At 52.2% G+C, this 21,802-nt stretch carries 17 protein-coding genes; 13 read left to right on the forward strand and 4 right to left on the reverse strand.

What is annotated here, in order from left to right:
* Window positions 1–364: 364 nt before the first annotated feature.
* A complete protein-coding gene (gene glmS / locus RAL91_RS14590) occupies window positions 365–2,191 on the forward strand; it encodes a glutamine--fructose-6-phosphate transaminase (isomerizing) (protein ID WP_306256951.1) in 1,827 nt (608 codons plus the stop codon).
* Between the two features lie 112 nt (window positions 2,192–2,303).
* Window positions 2,304–3,086 (forward strand): DUF502 domain-containing protein, encoded by a 783-nt coding sequence (locus RAL91_RS14595; RefSeq protein ID WP_306256952.1) that lies wholly within the window; start codon window positions 2,304–2,306, stop codon window positions 3,084–3,086.
* 5 nt (window positions 3,087–3,091) lie between these two features.
* Here the strand turns inward: RAL91_RS14595 and recG are convergent, their stop codons facing one another.
* Window positions 3,092–5,197, reverse strand: a complete 2,106-nt coding sequence (gene recG / locus RAL91_RS14600; protein ID WP_371932546.1) for an ATP-dependent DNA helicase RecG — start codon at window positions 5,195–5,197, stop codon at window positions 3,092–3,094.
* A gap of 138 nt (window positions 5,198–5,335) precedes the next feature.
* On the opposite strand from recG, the gene RAL91_RS14605 reads away from it, so the two are divergent.
* On the forward strand, window positions 5,336–5,650 hold the full coding sequence (locus RAL91_RS14605) for a succinate dehydrogenase assembly factor 2 (RefSeq protein ID WP_306256954.1): 315 nt from the start codon (window positions 5,336–5,338) through the stop codon (window positions 5,648–5,650).
* Window positions 5,651–5,679: 29 nt separating this feature from the next.
* Window positions 5,680–9,180: a transcription-repair coupling factor gene (gene mfd / locus RAL91_RS14610; RefSeq protein WP_306256955.1), complete on the forward strand. Its 3,501-nt coding sequence runs from the start codon at window positions 5,680–5,682 to the stop codon at window positions 9,178–9,180.
* Here mfd and RAL91_RS14615 read toward each other — a convergent pair.
* Both RAL91_RS14615 and RAL91_RS14620 read right to left on the reverse strand, forming a co-directional pair.
* Entirely contained in the window at window positions 9,165–9,818 is a 654-nt protein-coding gene (locus RAL91_RS14615; protein WP_306256956.1) for a DsbA family oxidoreductase, read from the reverse strand. The genes mfd and RAL91_RS14615 overlap by 16 nt on opposite strands.
* A 42-nt stretch (window positions 9,819–9,860) precedes the next feature.
* A complete protein-coding gene (locus tag RAL91_RS14620) occupies window positions 9,861–11,759 on the reverse strand; it encodes an extracellular solute-binding protein (protein ID WP_306256957.1) in 1,899 nt (632 codons plus the stop codon).
* A gap of 340 nt (window positions 11,760–12,099) precedes the next feature.
* On the opposite strand from RAL91_RS14620, the gene RAL91_RS14625 reads away from it, so the two are divergent.
* Complete coding sequence (locus tag RAL91_RS14625) at window positions 12,100–12,720, forward strand: invasion associated locus B family protein (RefSeq protein ID WP_306256958.1); 621 nt, start codon at window positions 12,100–12,102, stop codon at window positions 12,718–12,720.
* A gap of 45 nt (window positions 12,721–12,765) precedes the next feature.
* Window positions 12,766–13,389: an invasion associated locus B family protein gene (locus RAL91_RS14630; RefSeq protein WP_306256959.1), complete on the forward strand. Its 624-nt coding sequence runs from the start codon at window positions 12,766–12,768 to the stop codon at window positions 13,387–13,389.
* A gap of 155 nt (window positions 13,390–13,544) precedes the next feature.
* Here the strand turns inward: RAL91_RS14630 and hspQ are convergent, their stop codons facing one another.
* Complete coding sequence (hspQ, locus tag RAL91_RS14635) at window positions 13,545–13,919, reverse strand: heat shock protein HspQ (protein WP_306256960.1); 375 nt, start codon at window positions 13,917–13,919, stop codon at window positions 13,545–13,547.
* Between the two features lie 212 nt (window positions 13,920–14,131).
* Between hspQ and eno the strand changes: the two genes are divergently transcribed.
* The 7 genes from eno to lpdA all read left to right on the forward strand — a co-directional run bounded on the left by eno (window position 14,132) and on the right by lpdA (window position 21,768).
* Window positions 14,132–15,406, forward strand: coding sequence for a phosphopyruvate hydratase (gene eno, locus RAL91_RS14640; RefSeq protein ID WP_306256961.1), 1,275 nt, complete (start codon window positions 14,132–14,134; stop codon window positions 15,404–15,406).
* A gap of 181 nt (window positions 15,407–15,587) precedes the next feature.
* Window positions 15,588–15,902, forward strand: coding sequence for a septum formation initiator family protein (locus RAL91_RS14645; RefSeq protein WP_306256962.1), 315 nt, complete (start codon window positions 15,588–15,590; stop codon window positions 15,900–15,902).
* 162 nt (window positions 15,903–16,064) lie between these two features.
* A complete protein-coding gene (gene pdhA, locus RAL91_RS14650) occupies window positions 16,065–17,150 on the forward strand; it encodes a pyruvate dehydrogenase (acetyl-transferring) E1 component subunit alpha (RefSeq protein ID WP_306256963.1) in 1,086 nt (361 codons plus the stop codon).
* A gap of 53 nt (window positions 17,151–17,203) precedes the next feature.
* Window positions 17,204–18,571 (forward strand): pyruvate dehydrogenase complex E1 component subunit beta, encoded by a 1,368-nt coding sequence (locus RAL91_RS14655; RefSeq protein WP_371932547.1) that lies wholly within the window; start codon window positions 17,204–17,206, stop codon window positions 18,569–18,571.
* A gap of 13 nt (window positions 18,572–18,584) precedes the next feature.
* The gene (locus RAL91_RS14660; protein WP_306256965.1) at window positions 18,585–19,928 is read left to right on the forward strand and encodes a pyruvate dehydrogenase complex dihydrolipoamide acetyltransferase; all 1,344 of its coding nucleotides are present in this window, start codon (window positions 18,585–18,587) and stop codon (window positions 19,926–19,928) included.
* 106 nt (window positions 19,929–20,034) lie between these two features.
* Entirely contained in the window at window positions 20,035–20,271 is a 237-nt protein-coding gene (locus tag RAL91_RS14665) for a YdcH family protein (RefSeq protein ID WP_306256966.1), read from the forward strand.
* 57 nt (window positions 20,272–20,328) lie between these two features.
* Window positions 20,329–21,768 carry a dihydrolipoyl dehydrogenase gene (gene lpdA, locus RAL91_RS14670; RefSeq protein ID WP_306256967.1) on the forward strand — a complete coding sequence of 480 codons (1,440 nt, stop codon included), beginning with the start codon at window positions 20,329–20,331 and terminating at the stop codon, window positions 21,766–21,768.
* Window positions 21,769–21,802 lie beyond the last annotated feature (34 nt).

The following is a 21,802-nucleotide window of genomic DNA, read 5'->3' on the forward strand; positions in this document are numbered from 1 at the left end:
TTTCAATGCAATCGCGCCATGGAAGCAAAATGTCAATAAATGAATTGAAGACATAAAGATTTCTTTATACCAGTAATCGCTCTCAGGCCGGACCGGCATGGCCTTCGGATTCATGTAGGATTGGTTTCAGATTTAGACTTTATGAAGCATCTAAAGGAGCGGCAGTCGGACTTTAACGCGTTCTTAGAATGTTTGACTACAAGACAAACACAGATCGCATTGCAGAATTATGCTCTGAATTCAGGCCTCAACAGCAATATTTCGACATATGACTTGATTTGGCTATGGCAGAGCTTTTTGGCACATCACCAGAAATGGCAACAGGTCATTTGTTTACTCGTGTTCGTTGGGGAGCATCAGAATTATGTGTGGTATCGTAGGTATTTTGGGGACCAGGCCGGTCGCCCCGCTTCTGGTTGATGCGCTTAAGAGGCTTGAGTATCGCGGCTACGATTCAGCAGGCATTGCCACAGTTCATGACGGCATACTCGACAGACGTCGCGCCGAAGGCAAATTAGTCAATCTTGAGCAGCACGTGGCTGAAATGCCACTCGATGGCCTGTCAGGAATTGGTCATACACGATGGGCGACACACGGTGTTCCCTCTGTCCGGAATGCTCATCCACATGCCACCAGCGACGTTTCCGTTGTCCATAATGGAATTATCGAAAACTTCAGCGCCTTACGGGAAAAACTGCTGGAAGAGGGCTCTGCCTTTGAATCTGAAACCGATACGGAAGTCATCGCGCATTTGATCTCGCACGAAGTGGCAAATGGACGGTCCCCAAAGGAAGCGGTCTTTAATACGCTTAACAAGCTTCAGGGCGCATTTGCTCTGGCTGTCCTGTTCAAAAGTGATGCAGACCTTCTGATCGCAGCACGTCGCGGCAGCCCCATAGCAATCGGGCATGGCGATGGCGAAATGTATATCGGCTCCGACGCTATTGCCCTGTCTCCATTTACAGATCGCATCACCTATCTCGATGATGGCGATTGGGCCACCATCACCCGTAACAGCCTGGAGATACTCGACAGCGAAGGCAAACCTGTCGAGCGCCCCATGCAGCGCTCAAGCTCCAGCGCTTTGATGGTGGACAAGGGCAACTACAAGCATTTCATGCTGAAAGAGATTTATGAGCAGCCGGAAGTGATCAGCCACACGCTGAGCCACTATCTGGACTTTGCAGCCGGCAAGGCCAGCCAGCAGCCGGAGTTGCCATTTGACTTTGCAAAACTGTCGCGCATCAGCATGACAGCCTGCGGAACCGCATACATCGCTGGTCAGATCGCAAAGTACTGGTTTGAAAAATTGGCCCGCCTGCCAGTCGATATCGATGTTGCATCGGAGTTTCGTTATCGCGAAGCACCGCTCGATAAAAACGGTCTGTCACTGTTTATTTCCCAGTCCGGTGAAACAGCCGACACGCTGGCTTCCCTGCGTTACTGCAAGCAAAACGGCCAAACCATCGCCAGCATTGTCAACGTACCTGAAAGCACAATCGCGCGGGAATCAGATGTTGTGTTTCCTACATTGGCCGGACCGGAAATTGGTGTTGCCTCAACCAAAGCCTTTACCTGTCAATTGTCGGTCTTGGCTTCTCTTGCCGTACGGGCGGGAGTTGCACGCGGTTTCATTGATCCAGCCGCTGAGAAAGAAATCGTTGCAGCGCTTTCTGCTGCCCCCAGATTGACCTCGATGGCGCTGTCTCAGGAAGATGATGTCGAAAGTCTGGCGCGCGATCTGTCGAAAGCCAGCCACGCCCTTTATCTGGGCCGGGGAACGAACTTTCCACTGGCTCAGGAAGGTGCCCTGAAACTCAAGGAAATCTCATATATTCATGCAGAGGGATACGCAGCCGGCGAGTTGAAGCACGGTCCCATCGCGCTGGTTGACGAAGACATGCCGGTGGTGGTTATCGCCCCATATGACAATGTTTTTGAAAAAACCGTCTCCAACATGCAGGAAGTCGCAGCCAGAGGTGGGCAGATCATCCTGTTTACCAATGCAGCAGGCGCAGCAAAGGCAGAAGTTGAAACACTGAAAACCATAGTTTTACCGGATGTACACCCGGATATTGCGCCATTGGTCTACTCTATTCCGATCCAGCTTCTGGCCTATCACACAGCCGTTTTCATGGGGACCGACGTCGATCAACCGCGGAATCTCGCTAAATCTGTCACAGTGGAGTGATATTAATCGTAATTTGTCGATAGAAAGCACGCCGTGCCATTGCGCTTTCACATTTGAGAATTATGTTGTCGGAAAGCCACAGTCGTTTTTCGTGGCCAGTTGATGGAAAAAAATGGCCCCTAAACACCCTAAAACAGGCAGAAACGCACGCAAACGGCTCAGCCCGGGCCTGCGTTTGCGCAACTATTTTCTTACCGGCCTTGTTATTGCCGCGCCCGTCAGCATCACGATTTATCTCACCTGGACATTTATCCAGTGGATTGATGGCTGGGTAAAGCCGCTCATACCGTCGGTCTATAATCCGGACACGTATCTGCCATTCTCGGTGCCAGGTGGCGGCCTGCTGTTTGCATTCCTTGCGATCACACTGCTGGGCTTTTTCACCGCCGGTATCGTCGGCAAAACGATTATCCGATATGGTGAGACGCTTTTAGGCCGCATGCCACTGGTCAGGAATCTGTATCAGGGCTTGAAGCAGATTTTTGAAACCGTCCTGTCTGATAGCTCCAAATCCTTTCAGACAGCAGCACTTCTTGAATATCCTCGCCGCGGCCTCTGGGCAATTGTGTTTATCTCGACCGAAACAAAAGGCGAGGTGAAGGTCAAACTTGGCGAGTTTGTGGACGACAGCATGGTGTCGATATTTTTACCGACCACACCCAATCCAACTTCCGGATTTTTGCTGTTTGTGCCCAGCAAAGACCTGACCCCACTCGACATGTCGGTTGAACAAGCCGCCAAATTGGTCATTTCGGCTGGTCTGGTAAATCCGGATAAGTCTGGCGGTAAGGTCGTTACCAATCCCGACAATGTTGTCAGCGTTAAGGGCGATGATCCGAAAATTGCCAAGGAAATGCTTGAAAAAGCTGCCCGTGAAGTCGAGCCCGTCGAATAACCGATCTATCCCGATTTCAGATAGCGGATAGCTTCATCCAATCCGAACAGATACAACAACACCCGAAGCTTTTGGCCGCGTTCGCTTTGCATGTCCGCATCCCGTTCCAGGATAAGGCGTGATTCCTTTCTGGCCAATTCAAGCAGATCCGCATGCGCCTGCAGATCGGCAATTCGGAAGGTTGGAGCGCCACTTTGGCGAATGCCCAGAACTTCGCCTTCGCCGCGCAGCTTCAGATCTTCCTCGGCAATGCGAAATCCGTCTTCCGTATCCCTGAGAATATTCAACCGCGCTTTTGCAGTCTCGCCCAAGGGCCCTTTATACATCAGAATACAGGATGATTTTTCTGCGCCGCGGCCAACGCGTCCACGCAGCTGATGGAGCTGTGACAGGCCAAAACGCTCTGCATGTTCAATCACCATAATAGTGGCGTCAGGAACATCCACGCCGACCTCAATAACAGTTGTTGCGACCAGAATTCTGGTTTCACCTGATTTGAAGGAAGACATGGCGGCATCTTTTTCGGCAGGTGTCATGCGCCCGTGAACCAGACCGACCTGATTACCGAATACGGATTGCAGTGTCGCAAACCGTTCCTCGGCAGATGTGAGATCAAGCACCTCTGCATCTTCAACCAGAGGACAGACCCAATAGGCTTTCGTGCCAGTGCTCACGGCACGCTGCAGCCCTGAAATCACATCATCCAGCCGATCCTGTGAAACCGACCGTGTGTCAATGGGTTGGCGGCCCGCAGGCTTCTCGGTCAATTTCGAAACATCCATGTCACCAAAATAGGTCAGCACCAATGTGCGCGGAATCGGCGTTGCCGTCATGACCAGAACGTCAACCGCGACACCTTTGGCAGACAAGGCCAACCGCTGATGCACGCCAAATCTGTGCTGCTCATCGACAATGATAAGACCAAGGTCACGAAAGGCGACGCTTTCCTGAAACAAGGCATGCGTACCGACCAGAATATCGATCAATCCGGCTTCCAGATCGGCCAGGACTGCCTTGCGATGGGATTGCCGGTCCTTACCAGTCAAAATGGCAATACGCAGCCCAGCGGCTTCACAAAGCGGTTCCATGGTCTGAAAATGCTGCCGGGCAAGCAATTCCGTGGGCGCCATAAATCCCGCCTGCGACCCTGCTTCCACCCCATCAGCCATGGCAATCAGGCCGACCAGTGTTTTGCCGGACCCGACATCGCCTTGCAGCAAACGCAACATGCGCTCCGGCTTGCGCAAATCAATTTCAATCTGGCTGATGGCGGTCTGCTGCGAACCTGTGAGGGAGAAAGGCAGCGCGGACTTGATCGTTTCGCTTTTGCCTCCCGAAAAGTCTCTTGAGACGCCCTTTTGTTTTCTCATCTTTTGACGCGTAATCGACAGGGCAAGCTGTGTAGCCAGTAATTCATCATAGGCGAGGCGGTTTTGGTGTGGGCTTTCCGGTTCCAGATCGGATGGTGTTTTAGGTGCGTGCAGTTTAAACAGCGCCTGCTGAAAATCCGGCCAGTTTCTTGGTCCCATAATTGTCGGATCATGCCATTCAGGCAGGTCCGGCACCAGTTCAACAGCTGCATTCACAGCGCGCCCAAAAACCTTGCGCGACAGGCCACCAGTCATTGTGTACACCGGTTCAATCAGCGGCATGGTGGCAAAATCTTCAGCGCTCACAATGTGATCCGGGTGCACCATCTGCGGCACATTGCGGAACCATTCTACAGTCCCGCTAACATACCGAATTTCACCCTCTGGAAGTGCTTTTTCCAGATAGGATGCATGAGCGTGAAAGAACACAAGATCCAACTCACCACTGTCATCATGTCCGGTAACCCGGTAGGGCAAACGCTTGTTTCCGCGCGGTGGCGGCACATGTTGATCAATATGCAGCTTTATTGTCGCTATTTCGCCATCTCTTGCATGCGCCGCACCCGGTTGCTGCTGCCGATCAATAAGACTGTAAGGTCTGTGGAACAGCAAATCGATGACACGCGCGTCTTCATTCTCGGCACCACGGGTCAGTTTCCCCAACAAAACAGCCAGTTTTGGCCCGATTTTGGGAAGCACTTGAACAGATTGGTAAAGAGGTGTCAGAATCTCTGGGCGCATGATCATTAAATGCCGTTTTTCCAGCGCCCCCGCAAGCGACCTCTGCTCACGAATTTCAACAAGCTTATTCCAGTTGCATGGGCTGACAAACTCAAGTGGCTTGGGTATAGCAAGCCGGAAACCTTCCAGAGGCGCGTTATGACCAATACCAGTACCAGACCGGATCACAGTGGCCTGGGTTCTCGCAAAAGGCAGGCCATTTTCCGCGCCACCCATCGCGGCACCCGGGAAATGGACATTTTGCTGGGCAGCTTCGTAGAATATGAAGTCCACTCATTCTCTGATGCCGAAATGGATGATCTTGAGCATCTGATGGAAGCTCCGGATTGGGACATCTACAAATGGGTCACTGGAACGTTGTCTGTCCCAGACAATTACAACACACCGCTGTTTCAGCGCTGGGTTGCCTACCAGGCTGAAAAATCAAAAAAACAGTACCAACACATTTTGTAACAGGCGAAAGCTGACACCAGACCATGTCCATGCGACTCAAACTCAAAAATCTGTTTCAAATCACAGAACGCGTTACCTTGAGCAGTGTTGCGGACGGGGCTGAAGGCTATGTTCTGGCTGAAATGCTGGCAAACAATCCCGGCATTAAAGAATGGTGTTACGTGGCTCGCGACAGCCGGCGCGCGGAATTACTGCGGCAGTCGCTAGAGTTTTTTGCGCCATTGTCAGAAATTGTCTTTGTTCCAGCCTGGGATTGCCTGCCATACGATCGCGTTTCGCCAACCGCGCAAACCAGCGCGCAGCGCATGATGGCGCTGGCGCAGTTGCAGACAGCAACGGCCAAGGGAAAACAGCGCATCATTCTGATGACGGCGAATGCGGCCCTGCAAAAATCGCTTCCGCCATCAATTATTCCAAAACGGGTGTGGCAGGCAAAGCCGGGCAGTGTCGTATCCATGTCCGATCTTGTTGCATGGCTGGAAAGCAATGGCTTTTTACGCGTGCCAACTGTACGCGAGACCAGCGAATATGCTGTGCGTGGTGGCATCCTGGATTTATTTGCGCCAGGTGATGAAGAACCGATACGCCTCGATTTTTTTGGCGACACTTTGGAAACACTCCGGCGTTTTGACCCGGAGACGCAACGCACCACCAATGCGCTTCAGGAACTCGATCTGGTGCCCGCCAGTGAAGCCATTCTGGATGAAGACCGCATTCAGCGCTTCCGGCAGAATTATCGCGCATCGAACGGAACCGTTACAAAAGACGATCCGCTATATGAAGCCGTCAGCGAAGGTCGCCGCTATCCCGGTCTGGAGCATTGGCTTGGGTATCTGGAGCCAGAACTGGTGCCGGTCTTAAGCTTTGCGCCTGAAGCGCCGGTCATTCTGGATCATTTGCTTGAAGATGCCTTGGATGATCGCGCCACCCAGATTGAGGATCACTATCAGACCCGACTGGAACACAGCGGCGAGGGGGCGATCTACCGGCCCTCAGAACCCGATCTGCTTTATTTGAACATCGACAGCTGGAACGAATTGTTGCAGCAGCGCCGGACTGTTTCTCTGACACCATTTGATGTCATTCAGGAAACCCACGCAGGCAAGGTCATCCTGATGGGCGGTCGCCAGAGCAAAACATTTGCCGCTGAGCGCGCAGCCAATGACCAGAATGTTTTCGATGCGCTGATTGCCCATGTCGGCAATTTGGTTGCCGAAAAAAATCGGGTGCTGATTGCTGCATGGAGTGAAGGCGCACGGGATCGTTTGGCGCAAGTCCTTCAGGATCATGGGCTGGTCAAGCAAAGGTTGATCAATTCATGGACTGATGCCAAAGGTCTGCAGAATGGAACGGTCGGACTGTCTGTTCTTGAACTGGAAAACGGATTTTCCTTTGAAGGGTTCGCCCTGATCGGCGAACAGGATGTGCTGGGTGACCGCCTGGTACGCAAGGGCAAACGCAAGCGCCGCGATGCAGATGTTCTGACCGAGGCTGCAAGTCTGAACGAGGGAGACTTTGTTGTCCACGTCGAGCACGGCATCGCGCAATTTGCCGGACTGAGCACCATTATGGCGGCCGGTGCCCCCCATGATTGTCTGGAACTCGTCTATGCCGGTGGCGACAAGCTGTTTCTGCCCGTCGAAAACATTGAACTGCTCACCCGTTACGGCTCTGAAGGCAGCGAAACGTCCTTGGACAAGTTGGGTGGTGTTGCCTGGCAGGCCCGCAAATCAAGACTGAAAAAACGCATCCGCGATATGGCGGAAGCGCTTATCAAAGTTGCAGCCGCAAGAGCTTTGAAAACGGCTGCACCGCTGACCCTCGATGAAGGCATCTACGACGAGTTTGCCGCACGTTTCCCTTACGAGGAGACTGAAGATCAATTGGGCGCAATAGATGCTGTCACCGATGATCTGGCGTCAGGACGTCCTATGGACCGGCTGGTTTGCGGTGATGTCGGCTTTGGCAAAACGGAGGTAGCACTGCGCGCAGCCTTTGTGGCGTCAATGTCAGGCAGGCAAGTGGCCGTAGTGGTGCCAACCACATTGTTGGCGCGGCAACATTACAAAACTTTTGCAGACCGGTTTGCAGGACTGCCGATCAAGGTACGCCATGCATCCAGACTGGTGCCCGCAAAGGCACTGTCAGAAACCAAGTCTGGTCTTGAAACCGGCGAAGTCGACATTGTGATCGGCACCCATGCCTTGCTTGGAAAAGCCATAAAATTCCGCGATCTCGGACTACTGGTTATCGATGAAGAACAGCGGTTTGGCGTTCGGCACAAAGAGCGGCTGAAGGAACTGAAATCCGATGTTCATGTTCTGACGCTGACGGCAACGCCCATACCGCGCACACTGCAATTGGCGCTGACTGGCGTGCGCGAATTGTCACTCATCAGCACGCCACCGGTAGACCGTCTGGCCGTGCGTACCTTTGTCTCACCGGTAGATCCGGTGACAATCCGGGAAGCACTGCTGCGCGAGCATTTCCGAGGTGGCCAGAGCTTTTATGTCTGTCCAAGGGTCTCTGATCTGGCGGAAAGAAAAGCTTTTCTTGAGCAGCATGTCCCTGAAATCAAAGCCGTGGTCGCACATGGGCAAATGCCCCCCAGTGAACTCGACGATGTCATGAACGCCTTTTATGACGGGCAGTTTGACGTGCTTCTATCGACTACAATTGTGGAATCCGGTCTGGATATTCCGACAGCCAATACGCTGATCATTCACCGTGCGCACATGTTTGGTCTGGCGCAAATGTACCAGCTGCGTGGCCGTGTCGGGCGCTCCAAAACACGTGCCTACGCGCTGTTCACTGTCCCCACAAACATGAAACTTACAGCCACAGCGGATCGTCGTTTACGTGTCCTTCAATCGTTGAACAGTCTGGGTGCCGGCTTTGAATTGGCCAGCCATGACATGGATATTCGTGGTGCCGGAAACCTGTTGGGTGAAGAACAATCCGGGCAAGTGCGCGAAGTCGGGTTTGAGCTTTATCAGCAAATGCTGGAAGAAGCGGTTGCCAGCATGAAAGCGGGTGATCTGGACGCTGAAATGGAAGACCAATGGTCGCCGCAAATCACGCTTGGCCTGGCTGTGATGATACCGGAAAGCTATGTGCCGGACCTGCAATTGCGTCTGTCCCTTTACAAACGCCTGTCATCGCTGGAGTCAGCGCAGGAAATCGACGATTTTGGCGCAGAACTGATCGACCGGTTCGGGTCGCTTCCAGAAGAGGTCGACCACTTGCTGAAGTTGGTTTTCGTCAAACAATTATGCCGCCAATGCAATATCGAAAAGGTCGATGCCGGCCCCAAAGGCATGGTTTTCTCGCTGCGCAAGGGTGTCTTTCCAAACCCGACAGGCTTGATTGAATACATTTCACAACAAGGGACACTTGCGAAAATCAGACCGGACCAGAAGATCGTGCTGATCCGGGATTGGCCGAAGCCGGTTCAACGCCTCAAAGGGGCCGCGGTTGCATTGGCCCAACTGGCAAAAATCGCCAGCGAGGGCGATCAGGAAGCGTCCTGATCGGCTTCTGCCGCTGTGCGGGTAATCGCTTCGGCAAGTGTTTCAGGCTCCTGAGCCCCCATAATTGCGTATTTCTGCCCCAGAATGAAACAGGGAACGCCTGTCACGCCAATCTTTTGGGCTTCTGCGATCTGTTGCTTCACAACATCTTTCGCCAGATCGGTGTGAAGCTTGTCGAGAATTTCATCGTCATCCATGCCAATATCGCCCGACAGAGCCGCCAACACCTCATCGTCGCCAATGTTCTGGCCTTCCAGAAAATAGGCCTGAAACAAGCGCTCAGCCATCTGGTTCTGAAGGTCTTCCTGCTCCGCCCAATGGATCAAACGATGGGCATCAAGCGTATTGGACGAATATTCAATCAGATCAAACGCAAAGGGAATATCCAGCGCGGCCCCGGTTTCTTCAATCTGGGTATAAGCTGTCTGCGCCCGTTCCTTTCCGCCAAATTTTTCTGACAGATACTCAGCCCTGGGTTTGCCGCTTTTTGGCAGTGTTCCATCAAGCTGGAAGGGGAGCCAATGGACATCCAACTCGATACCATCAAGCAGATTATGCGCCATCTCGAGGCGTTTTTTGCCGATGTAACACCACGGGCACATGACATCGGAAACAATTTCAACGCGGATAGATTGCATGAATTAGTCTTTCGTTATGACTGAAATCTGTAAGCCAATTTCCTACTGGGTAGCCCACCATGTGGCAGGTTGATAGCCGTAAACAGATGTTTTCTCCGGAACAGAAATACGCGTTCTCCGCGCCAGCCATTGCCCCGGTGTATGAAACAGCGGAATAAAATAAATGCCGGACATAATCATGCGATCAAATGCACGTACTGCGGTGACAAAATCCTCACGGTCACGGGCAGCAACCAGCTTGTCTATTATGGCGTCAATTGCTGGATTGCTTGCGCCCGAAAGGTTGAGACTGCCTTCTGTTGTGGCTGCAACCTGTCCCCAGCGACCATATTGCTCCGAGCCGGGAGACAGGGATGCCGTAAAAATATATTGCAGCATATCATAGTCGAACCGTTTCCAGCGCTCCCAATACTGGGCGGAATCAACCGTGCGGATGATCATTTCAACGCCAATCCGTTCCACATTGCGCTGCAACGCCAGTGCAAGTCGTTCCTGTGGCTGTGAATCGGCCATAAACTCAAATGAAAATTGCTCTCCGGTTTCGCCATCCACCATTTTTCCGTCCTTGAGGACGTAACCAGCATCGCGGAACAACTCGACAGCTTTGCGCAGGTTTTTACGATCACGTCCGGTGCCGTCACTTATTGGCGGCGTATACGTGCCATCCAGAACCTCGGGTAAGATCTGATCTATGGAACTGCCCAGCAATGCTTTTTCAGCGTCATCCACCGGACGTTGAAATGCTGACAATTCGGAATTATGGAACAGACTCGCAGTCCGTTGATAAGCACCTGAAAACAGGTTCTCGTTGACCCATTGGAAATCAAACAAATACGTGAATGCTTCCCGTATGCGTTTGTCGGCAAATTTTTCCTGTCGCGTGTTAAAAATCATGCCGCGCATGCCTGTTGGCGTGCCGGTTTCATAAGTATCCAGCACGATCTCCCCATTGCGAACCGCTGGAAAGTCATAATCACTGGCCCAGCGTGTGGGACTGTCTTCCGGGTTTGTGTCAAACAGGCCTTTGCGGAATGCTTCAAATCTGGAGCTTTCCTCGCGATAATAATCAATGTGGATCGCTTCAAAATTGTCAAACCCTGCCCGAACAGGAAGGTCACTACCCCAATAGTCCGGGTTTTTTTTCAACACGACCCGCGTGCCCGCATTAACATCAGCAACAACATAGGGGCCGGAGCCAAGGATGGGCGTTAAGCTGGAGCGGTCAAATGTATCAAAATCAATGGCATGTTTGGGCAGGATCGGAATGATACCCAGCAACAGCGGCAATTCGCGGTTTTTCCCTTCGCCCAGATTCATCCGCACACCGCGCTCACCAATCCGCTCAACGCTTTCAATGGCCTGCATCCAGCGACTATAGGGAGGGCGGCCTTTTTCGCGGAATAAATCAATGGTGAACAAAACGTCGTCGACCTTGATTGGCTCACCATCGGAAAATTTGGCTTCCGGGTGAATGGTGATCTCAAGGAATGTGCGTTCCGGGTCTGTTTTGATGGTATCCGCAATGAGGCCATACATGGTAAAGGCCTCATCCCGATTGCGCTGCATCAGGCCCTCATAGACATTTGCACCCAATACCCCGTCAAACAGGCCACGCGGCGCCACACCCCGAACGATAAACTGGTTCAGACTGTCAAATGACCCATTGAACCCATAGGTGATAAGGCCGCCTTGGGGCGCATCAGGGTTCGCATAGGGAAAGCCGGTAAAGTCAGGGGGCAGGGCCGGTTGTCCATGCATGGCCAATCCGTGAGGCGGGTTGGCGATTTCCCTTGTATATTCCACACCAACCGGTGCGTCCTGAGCCCGCTCAGCAGCAAACGAACCGCCGCCAGAGAGGGAAAACAACAAACAGGCGAGCAGACCAAATGAGGTAGGCAGGCGCTTCTTGATTGAACAAACAACCGTCTTAGGGGAAACCACAACATCCTCCAGAAATACAAAATCGCCGAAACGCGAATCATCCATTGCGTTAGGCGAAGAGTATGGCGCATCCAAGAAGTAGCATGCAATGCGGGTCAAAAATGATCGTTCTCGGCGCTTCCAACTGTGCTCGGGCCTATTTATCGCCTTATTTGTTGCCCAACCACTGTCTAACCCACTTCCGAACTCACTGTTTGTGTAACATGACAAAATTACAATTTGCGACCTTGCCGCAAATTTGCGAAACACAACACAACACTTGTCGGTGTCGACCGTCTGAACTGTTCGAACACTGACACACGGAACAACCAAGAGCCCTGACAAGCGAAGAGCAATCAACATGATCCCTCTGAAACAAAATATCCTAGCCGCCACGACAATCGCGACAGCGATGCTGGTCGGCACAATCGGAAACATCCAAGCACAGCAAGCTGCCCCGGCGCAGGCTGCATGGGTAAAAGTCTGTAATCAGGACCCGACTTCCAAAAAAGATGTCTGCCTGACCACTCAGGAGATCAGGGCAGATTCGGGCCAGTTCCTGGCGTCAGTTGCTGTGCGCGAGATCGGTGGCGAAGAAAAGCAAAGTCTGGTTATCGCCGTTCCAACGGGAATGCTGGTTCAACCCGGCCTCAGGCTTCAGGTCGACAAGAATGCGCAAAAGGAAATCAAATACGGCATTTGTTTCCCAAACGCCTGCTATGCTGAATTGCCGATAGACCCATCTGTTGTTGCCGAGATGAAACGTGGAAACGCATTGGTGCTGACCACGCTTAACCAACAGGCAAAGGCGATCAATTTCAAGCTGACCCTCGTTGGTTTTACAGCCAGCTACGATGGCGAGGCAATTGACCCGGCGCAACTGAAAGTACAACAGGAAACACTGCGCGACGAATTGCAGCAAAAGGCCGAAGCAGCACGCAAACGCCTGATTGAACAACAGCAAAACGCAACCGGCAACTAGGCCGTGGGTGATTTGACGAAACAAAATAGGAAGTCTGAGGTTCTAATGGCTTTTTCGAAGAAGCAGACACTCACTCGTTTGTTACCAGTTCTGGCACCACTTATTCTGGTGACATCACCGGACGTATCAAGCGCACAGGAAGCAGCCGAGGGTCCCAAGCCCTGGACAAAGATCTGCACGCAAAACAAACAAACCAAAAAAGAAATTTGTCTGGTTTCACAGGAAATCAGGTCTGCAAATGGTCAGTTTCTGGCGTCTGTGGCTGTTCGGGAAATTGATGGTGATGAAAATCAATCAATCCTGATTTCGGTTCCACCAGGCATGCTTTTACAGCCCGGCATCCAATTCAAGGTTGACGAGAACGAGCCACGCGCTGTCAAATACGGCATCTGCTTCCAAAAATATTGCTATTCGGAATTACCGATCAAAAAAGACGCGATCGACGAAATGAAGGGGGGCAACAATCTGACTGTCACAACCTTCAGCCAGCAAGGCAAGGCGATTGGCTTTGAGCTGACATTAACAGGTTTCACAGCCACCTATGATGGCGACCCGATTGATCCCGCCATCGTTCAGGCACAGCGCGAAAAAGCGCGGCAGGAAATGGCAGACAAAGCCCAACAGGCCAGAGATAACCTGATTAAAATGCAGCAAGAGGCCACTCAATAACAGGCTTGTACAGCGTAATTTCAGACCAGAGCGTCTGAAATTACGCTGTGTTCCGGCGGCAGTGACTGCCGGAACACAATACCAATGTAAGCGCAACGGCTAGAGCGGCACCTCCTCGGCACCACCCAATTGGGCAGGTCAGAAATGTGGACCGATCAGTGCTTTAAAATATCAAATGGCTGATAGCGCCCGTCTTTGATGTTTTCAAAGACCTCAGCAACTTGCGGATGGCGTACAGGATCGCCGCTGGTGTCGGGCAGCAGATTTTGCTCCGACACATAAGCGACGTACTCGGTTTCGTCATTCTCGGCAAAGAGATGATAGAAAGGTTGATCTTTCTTGGGGCGCACGTCTTCCGGGATTGAATCCCACCATTCATCAGTGTTGGAAAATTCCGGATCCACATCGAAAATTACGCCGCGAAACGCATAGATCCGATGTTTTACAACATCACCAATGCTGAATTTTGCGGCCCGTCCGGTCGGTGCATATCTCTTGGGCGAGTTGTCTTGTGTCTCAGTGTGGGCCATTTTTCCCGACCTTTCTTTTCCGCTACTATATAACCCCTGCGCCTCGCATTGCAATTTTGCAGTTACATTGAAGCGCTATTTTCTGAATGGAATCAGAACATCAACCGCAATTTCAGCAAAACCAGCACCCGCTAGCTTGGCATTCTCACCAGACTTGCCTACAACACCGGCTGATTTGCAGAAAATAAGTTAATCCTGAAGGGACAAACACAATGACAGCCATTGTCGATATAGTTGCGCGTGAAATTTTGGACAGCCGTGGAAATCCAACGGTCGAGGTCGATGTCATGCTGGAAGACGGATCAATGGGTCGTGCAGCTGTTCCTTCCGGCGCTTCCACAGGCGCTCATGAAGCGGTTGAATTGCGTGATGGCGGGTCTCGTTATCTCGGCAAAGGTGTGATGAAGGCAGTTGAGGCAGTCACCACTGAAATTTTCGATGCTATTGGCGGATTTGAAGTTGAGAACCAGATTCACATCGATCGCACCATGATTGCGCTGGATGGCACGCCGAATAAAGCACGACTTGGCGCAAACGCCATTCTCGGCGTATCCCTTGCTTGCGCAAAAGCTGCAGCAGATGCGAGCGGTTTGCCGCTTTACCGGTATGTCGGCGGCGCCAATGCGCGTGACCTTCCGGTGCCAATGATGAATATCATCAACGGCGGTGAACACGCTGACAATCCCATTGATGTTCAGGAATTCATGGTCATGCCAGTCGGCGCTGAGACCTTCAGCGAAGCGTTGCGCATGGGATCTGAGATCTTTCACACCCTGAAAAAGGGCTTGAGCGCTGCTGGCCACAACACCAATGTGGGCGATGAGGGTGGTTTTGCGCCTAATCTGGCATCAACTGAGGATGCACTTGGCTTTATCATGAAGTCGGTCGAAGCAGCCGGATATAAGCCAGGCGAGGATGTCTATCTGGCGCTGGATTGTGCCTCTACCGAATTCTTTGCAGGCGGCACCTACAATCTCAAAGGTGAAGACAAGAAGCTATCCTCTGATGAAATGGCCGCTTATCTGGCAGATCTGGTCGCGCGCTATCCGATTATCTCCATTGAAGACGGAATGGCCGAAGATGACTGGGCCGGTTGGAGCGCTCTGACAAAGGCTGTTGGAGACAAGTGCCAATTAGTGGGCGACGATTTGTTTGTAACCAACACAAAACGGCTGATCCGCGGTATCGAGGAACAATCGGCAAATTCCATTCTGGTGAAAGTCAACCAGATCGGCACACTGACCGAAACGCTTGAAGCCGTTGAGATGGCTCACAAGGCAGGCTTCACTGCCGTTATGTCACACCGCTCAGGAGAAACCGAAGACAGCACCATTGCAGATCTCGCGGTTGCCTTGAATTGCGGTCAGATCAAAACCGGCTCACTTGCACGGTCTGACAGGCTGGCAAAATACAATCAGCTCCTCAGGATTGAGGAAGAACTGGGTACCCAGGGTCGCTTTGCCGGGCGTGGTATTCTGAAGAACTAGTGCGGTAACAGGAATGCAAAGAGGCCCGATGATTATGTCGGGCCTTTTTTTAATCTTTTTTCGCTTGCCAGGCAGCGAAATGGATTCCCGAAAGTTTTTTTTAACCCTCAGCGCATAGTGTCGTTTTCGAGGGCGGCTTCAAGTTCCGCGTACCGCTCGATAGTTTAGGCGCGTATTGCCAATGTCTACTCGTTACAAAAAACAAAGCCTTTACGGTCGATTGTTTCTGCCTGTTTTAACAGTGCTAGTGTTGACCTATTTCACCTTCCATGCAGTCAATGGCCGCTATGGCTATCGCGCTTTGCAAACAGAGCAAATTCGTATTGTAGAGCTTCTGGAGCAACGAACAAAGTTGCTTGACGAGCGTAAAGCGATGCGCGACCGTGCAAATCTGTTGAAGCTCGCGGCAATCGATGCAGACCTGCTTGATGAGCGGGCGCGACAGCTTCTGGGTTATGTTCGTTCAGATGAAATGCTGATCTATTTCGATCGGTGAATTGCTGCTTTGCAGCAATTAACTGAAGTTCAGTTAAGACATTTTTTCCGTAATAAATCAATCGCTTGGCGCGTAGGGTAGTATCAAATTCATCTTTGATTTTCCCGGTATTGTCCTATATGTATGTAACTTACCAATCATTCTAAGGGGAGGTTCATACGTATGGCTGCCGCAAAGCAGTCGACGACGCGCGCGAAGACATCCGCTGCCAAGGCATCGGGGTCACGTGGTGCTGCGACATCTACGTCGCGCAAGACCAGAAGCAAATCCACCAAACCCGCTGTGGCGGAGTTCACCAAAGAGCAAGAACTCAAAGCCTTCCGGGACATGCTTCTTATCCGTCGGTTCGAGGAGAAAGCCGGTCAACTTTACGGAATGGGCCTCATCGGCGGTTTTTGCCATTTGTATATTGGTCAGGAAGCGGTCGTCATCGGCATGCAAATGGCCATCGACGAAGGTGATCAGGTCATCACCGGCTATCGTGACCATGGCCATATGCTGGCCTGCGGGATGGACCCAAAAGGCGTGATGGCAGAGTTGACAGGTCGCATTGGCGGCTACTCTCGCGGCAAGGGTGGTTCAATGCACATGTTCTCCAAGGAGAAGAATTTTTACGGCGGTCACGGCATTGTTGCAGGTCAGGTTTCATTGGGAACCGGGCTGGCCTTTTCAAACCACTACCGCAAAAATGACCGCGTAACGCTGACATATTTTGGCGATGGCGCTGCCAATCAGGGTCAGGTCTATGAAAGTCTGAACATGGCCGAACTCTGGAAGCTGCCGTGCATCTACATCATCGAAAACAATCGCTATGCTATGGGAACATCCGTGGCGCGGTCTTCATCACAGCCTGATTTTTACCGTCGCGGCGAAAGCTTTGGCGTCCCCGGCAAGCAGGTTGACGGCATGGATGTACGCTCCGTTAAGGCTCTGGGCGATGAAGCCGTCACCTGGTGTCGTGGCGGCAAGGGCCCGATGATCCTGGAGATGCTGACTTATCGTTACCGTGGCCATTCCATGTCCGACCCGGCAAAGTATCGGTCCAAGGAAGAAGTACAGAAAATGCGCGACGAGCAGGACCCGATTGAACAGGTCCGGAAGAGATTGCTGGAAAAAGACTGGGCCAAAGAGGACGAATTGAAGGACATCGATAAGGAAGTCCGGTCAATTGTTGCTGAGTCTGCTGAATTTGCTCAAGCCAATCCGGAACCGGATGCATCTGAGCTTTGGACCGACATTTACCGCTAAGGGGAGCGAGACATATGCCTATTGATATTTTAATGCCCGCGCTTTCCCCGACGATGGAAGAAGGCACACTTTCAAAATGGCTCAAGAAGGAAGGCGACGCCGTGTCATCCGGCGATGTCATTGCCGAGATTGAGACCGACAAGGCGACCATGGAAGTTGAATCCATTGATGAAGGTACCATTGGTAAGATCTTCGTCGCAGAAGGCACCGAGAATGTGAAGGTCAATGCGCGGATAGCGGTCATTCTGGAAGACGGCGAAAGCGCTGATTCAATTTCTGAATCGGGATCCTCCAGTTCTGGCGATTCCAGTGATTCAGCCGAGAGTGAAGAAAAGTCCGAGGAACCGGAGCAGCAAATGGAAACGGGCGCGCCCGTTCCCGCTGAGCCCAAAGCATCGAAAGTGCCATCTGATCCGGACATTCCGGACGGAACGCCTATGGTTTCAACCACAGTGCGTGAAGCCCTGCGTGATGCCATGGCCGAAGAAATGCGGCGGGATGAAGATGTCTTTGTGATGGGCGAGGAAGTCGCCGAATATCAGGGCGCTTACAAGATTACGCAGGGTCTGCTGCAGGAATTCGGTGCAGACCGCGTCATTGATACGCCCATTACCGAGCATGGCTTTGCCGGCCTCGGCGTCGGCGCTGCCATGGCTGGCTTGCGTCCGGTTGTTGAGTTCATGACCTTCAACTTTGCCATGCAAGCCATTGATCACATTATCAATTCTGCCGCCAAGACACTTTACATGTCGGGTGGTCAGATGGGTGCACCTATCGTGTTTCGTGGTCCAAATGGCGCGGCTGCGCGTGTTGGTGCTCAACACAGTCATGATTATGCGGCCTGGTATTCCAATGTCCCGGGCCTCAAAGTTGTAATGCCCTATTCAGCGGCAGACGCAAAAGGGTTGTTGAAAGCGGCCATTCGAGATCCAAACCCGATTGTCTTTTTGGAAAACGAAATCCTTTACGGGCAGTCCTTCGATGTCCCGGACATAGAAGACCTGGTGCTGCCAATCGGTAAGGCCCGCATTGCACGTACGGGAACTGACGTCACCATCGTATCCTTTGGGATTGGCATGACTTATGCGCTTAAGGCGGCGGAAGAGCTGTCAGCCATGGGCGTGGAAGCCGAGATCATTGACTTGCGCACAATTCGCCCGATGGATGTCGATACGATTATTGAATCGGTGAAGAAGACGGGTCGTTGCGTGGCGGTGGAAGAGGGCTTCCCACAATCGGGTGTCGGGTCTGAAATCGTCGCTCAATTGATGGAAAAGGCATTTGATTTCCTTGATGCACCGGTTCTGCGGATCTGTGGCAAGGATGTGCCAATGCCCTATGCAGCCAATCTGGAAAAACTCGCTTTGCCCAATGTTGGCGAAGTGATTGATGCAGTCAAAGCTGTCACCTACACCGACTGATTGGAGAAAAAAGATGCCAATTGATATTTTGATGCCGGCGCTGTCTCCAACCATGGAGGAGGGCAATCTGGTAAAATGGCTCGTTAAGGAAGGCGACAGCGTTGCTTCCGGCGATGTCCTTGCGGAAATTGAAACAGACAAAGCCACGATGGAGGTCGAGTCCATTGATGAAGGTGTCATCGGCAAGATATTCGTCGAGGCAGGCACTGAAGGCGTGAAAGTGAATGCCCGCATTGCGGTCATTCTGGAAGAGGGTGAGGACGAATCTGCGATTTCGTCCGAAGCTCCGGAGGCCAAGGCCCCAGCTGAAGCGGAAAAAGAAAAAGAAAAAGAAAAACCGGCACCAGCCAAGTCTGAAGCGGCACCGGCAAGCGCGCCTGCGCAGTCAAAGTCAGGGTCCGAAAGTAGTGGGCGCCGTGTGTTCTCCTCGCCTCTGGCACGTCGACTGGCAAAAGAAGGCGGCATCGACATTGCAGCCATAAAAGGATCAGGCCCCAGAAACCGTGTCATCAAACGTGACGTGGAAGAAGCCATTGCCAATGGCGGAACGACAGCTGCCGCGCAGACAGAACCAGCGGCAAAAACTGCCGCAGCGTCGTCTTCTGCACCATCAGGCATGTCGGATGATGCAATTTTGAAACTGTACGCAGACGATTCCTATGAGTTGGTTCCGCACGATGGCATGCGCAAAACGATTGCGGCGCGTTTGACGGAAGCCAAGCAAACGATTCCGCATTTCTACCTGACAATTGATTGCGATCTGGATGCATTGCTTGCAATGCGCAGTCAGCTGAATGCGGCTGCACCGAAGGATGCTGACGGCAAGCCTGCCTACAAGATTTCGGTCAATGATATGGTCATCAAGGCACATGCTCTGTCTCTGCGTGCCGTTCCCGAAGCGAATGTCTCGTGGAGCGCAGGCGGCATGCTGAAGCACAAGCATTCCGACATTGGAGTCGCCGTCTCTATTCCAGGCGGCCTGATCACACCCATTATTACCCGTGCAGAAGAAAAAACCCTGTCCACCATTTCCAGCGAAATGAAGGATCTGGCGAAACGGGCCAGGGACCGCAAGCTTCAGCCGCAGGAATATCAGGGCGGAACATCGGCGGTGTCAAACCTTGGCATGTTCGGCGTGAAGGACTTTGCCGCGATTGTAAATCCACCGCATGGATCAATCCTTGCTGTCGGCGCGGGCACACAGCGAGCCGTCATAAAAGATGGTGCTGTTGCTGCGGCAACAATCATGTCCGTCACGCTCTCTACCGATCACAGAGCAGTGGATGGCGCATTGGGTGCAGAACTGATGCAGGCGTTCAAGGGCTTCATTGAAAATCCAATGAGCATGCTGGTCTGACCCGGCATGTTTTGCGATATGAGAAGCCACAATTGACGCAGATCAAGGAGAGCTGAATAGGCGGTGAATAGAGTTTAGGGGACGTCATCAGGAGAAGGGACACCCCATGAGCAACACACCGCATGAACTGGCAGAAGAATTTCCGGAACACGTTAAGAAAATTCATGATCTGAAGATGAATGACGGGCATTTCTCACGCCTGTTTGATGAATATCACGATGTAAACAAATCCATTCATCGTGCAGAGACGAATATTGAACCAACCGACGACGTCCATATGGAAGATATGCGCAAAAAACGCATGCGGTTGAAAGATGAAATTTATGGGATGCTGAGCGCCTAAGAAGCCCAGCCATCCCGACGCTGCAAAAATAGCAGCGTTTATGAAGGAGATGGCGAAGTGGCAAATTCCTATGATCTAATCGTGATTGGCGGCGGGCCGGGAGGCTATGTCGCCGCCATTCGCGCAAGCCAACTGGGTTTGAAAACAGCCGTTGTGGAGCGAGAGCATCTGGGCGGCATTTGCCTGAACTGGGGCTGTATTCCAACCAAAGCGCTTCTGCGATCAGCCGAAGTCTACCACTACATGGAGCATGCCAAGGATTATGGTCTGACGGCTGACAAATTCGGTTTCGATATCGCGGCCGTAGTCAAACGATCCCGTGGCGTATCTGGCCAGCTCAATGGCGGCGTTGGGTTTTTGCTGAAGAAAAACAAAGTGGACGTAATCTGGGGCGAAGCTGAAATTACCAAACCCGGTGAAGTGAAAGTTGGAAAGCCCAAGAAGAAGGCTGTCGAGCCACAGCATCCTGCGCCAAAGGGCACCTTGGGCGAGGGCACCTATTCAGCAAAGCACATCATTGTCTCTACAGGGGCTCGCCCGCGTGCGTTGCCAGGCATAGAACCGGATGGCGATCTGATTTGGACGTATTTCGAGGCCATGGTTCCGCCGTCCATGCCCAAATCCCTCGTCGTTATGGGGTCTGGTGCAATCGGCATAGAATTCGCATCCTTCTACCGCACCATGGGTGCAGACGTGACAGTCGTGGAATTGATGCCGCAGGTCATGCCTGTGGAAGACGCGGAAATATCGGCTCTTGCCAGAAAGCGTTTCGAAAAACAGGGTATGAAAATACTCACCGAAGCCAAAGTCACGAAGGTGGCAAAGGGCAAGGGTTCGGTGACGGCCACCGTTGAAACCAAAGATGGCAAGACGCAGGAAATCACAGCTGAAAAGCTGATTTCAGCTGTCGGTGTACAGGGTAATATCGAAGGGCTTGGCCTGGAAAAACTTGGCATCAAGACCGATAGAGGCTGCGTCGTCATTGATGGCTTTGGAAACACCAATGTCCCGGGCATTTACGCCATTGGCGACGTTGCCGGACCACCCATGCTCGCCCACAAGGCCGAGCATGAAGGGGTTATCTGTGTAGAAGCCATTGCCGGCAAGAAGCCACATCCAATGGACAAGGCCATGATTCCCGGCTGTACTTATTGCAACCCGCAGGTCGCATCTGTCGGATTGACCGAAGCCAAAGCCAAAGAAGCTGGTTACAAGGTCAAAGTCGGCCGCTTCCCATTTGTGGGCAACGGCAAGGCGATAGCTCTTGGCGAACCTGATGGGCTGGTAAAAACTGTATTCGATGAGAAAACCGGCCAATTGCTGGGTGCCCATATGGTGGGAGCCGAAGTGACGGAACTCATTCAGGGCTATGTGGTCGCCATGAATCTGGAAACAACTGAAGAAGAGCTGATGCATACCGTCTTCCCGCACCCTACATTGTCAGAAATGATGCATGAAAGTGTGTTGGATGCATACGGGCGTGTGATCCACAGCTAGAGCGATTCAGATCGGAACTCAAAAGGCCGGAACA

It is taken from the genome of Pararhizobium sp. IMCC21322 (genome assembly GCF_030758295.1).
Taxonomy (GTDB): Bacteria; Pseudomonadota; Alphaproteobacteria; order Rhizobiales.

Coding starts and splice junctions, on each gene's coding strand:
- glmS (WP_306256951.1), top strand. CDS start 365: ATGTGTGGTATCGTAGGTATTTTGGGGACCAGGCCGGTCGCCCCGCTT.
- RAL91_RS14595 (WP_306256952.1), top strand. CDS start 2,304: ATGGCCCCTAAACACCCTAAAACAGGCAGAAACGCACGCAAACGGCTC.
- recG (WP_371932546.1), bottom strand. CDS start 5,197: ATGCGCCCAGAGATTCTGACACCTCTTTACCAATCTGTTCAAGTGCTT.
- RAL91_RS14605 (WP_306256954.1), top strand. CDS start 5,336: ATGACCAATACCAGTACCAGACCGGATCACAGTGGCCTGGGTTCTCGC.
- mfd (WP_306256955.1), top strand. CDS start 5,680: ATGCGACTCAAACTCAAAAATCTGTTTCAAATCACAGAACGCGTTACC.
- RAL91_RS14615 (WP_306256956.1), bottom strand. CDS start 9,818: ATGCAATCTATCCGCGTTGAAATTGTTTCCGATGTCATGTGCCCGTGG.
- RAL91_RS14625 (WP_306256958.1), top strand. CDS start 12,100: ATGATCCCTCTGAAACAAAATATCCTAGCCGCCACGACAATCGCGACA.
- RAL91_RS14630 (WP_306256959.1), top strand. CDS start 12,766: ATGGCTTTTTCGAAGAAGCAGACACTCACTCGTTTGTTACCAGTTCTG.
- hspQ (WP_306256960.1), bottom strand. CDS start 13,919: ATGGCCCACACTGAGACACAAGACAACTCGCCCAAGAGATATGCACCG.
- eno (WP_306256961.1), top strand. CDS start 14,132: ATGACAGCCATTGTCGATATAGTTGCGCGTGAAATTTTGGACAGCCGT.
- RAL91_RS14645 (WP_306256962.1), top strand. CDS start 15,588: ATGTCTACTCGTTACAAAAAACAAAGCCTTTACGGTCGATTGTTTCTG.
- pdhA (WP_306256963.1), top strand. CDS start 16,065: ATGGCTGCCGCAAAGCAGTCGACGACGCGCGCGAAGACATCCGCTGCC.
- RAL91_RS14655 (WP_371932547.1), top strand. CDS start 17,204: ATGGAAGAAGGCACACTTTCAAAATGGCTCAAGAAGGAAGGCGACGCC.
- RAL91_RS14660 (WP_306256965.1), top strand. CDS start 18,585: ATGCCAATTGATATTTTGATGCCGGCGCTGTCTCCAACCATGGAGGAG.
- RAL91_RS14665 (WP_306256966.1), top strand. CDS start 20,035: ATGAGCAACACACCGCATGAACTGGCAGAAGAATTTCCGGAACACGTT.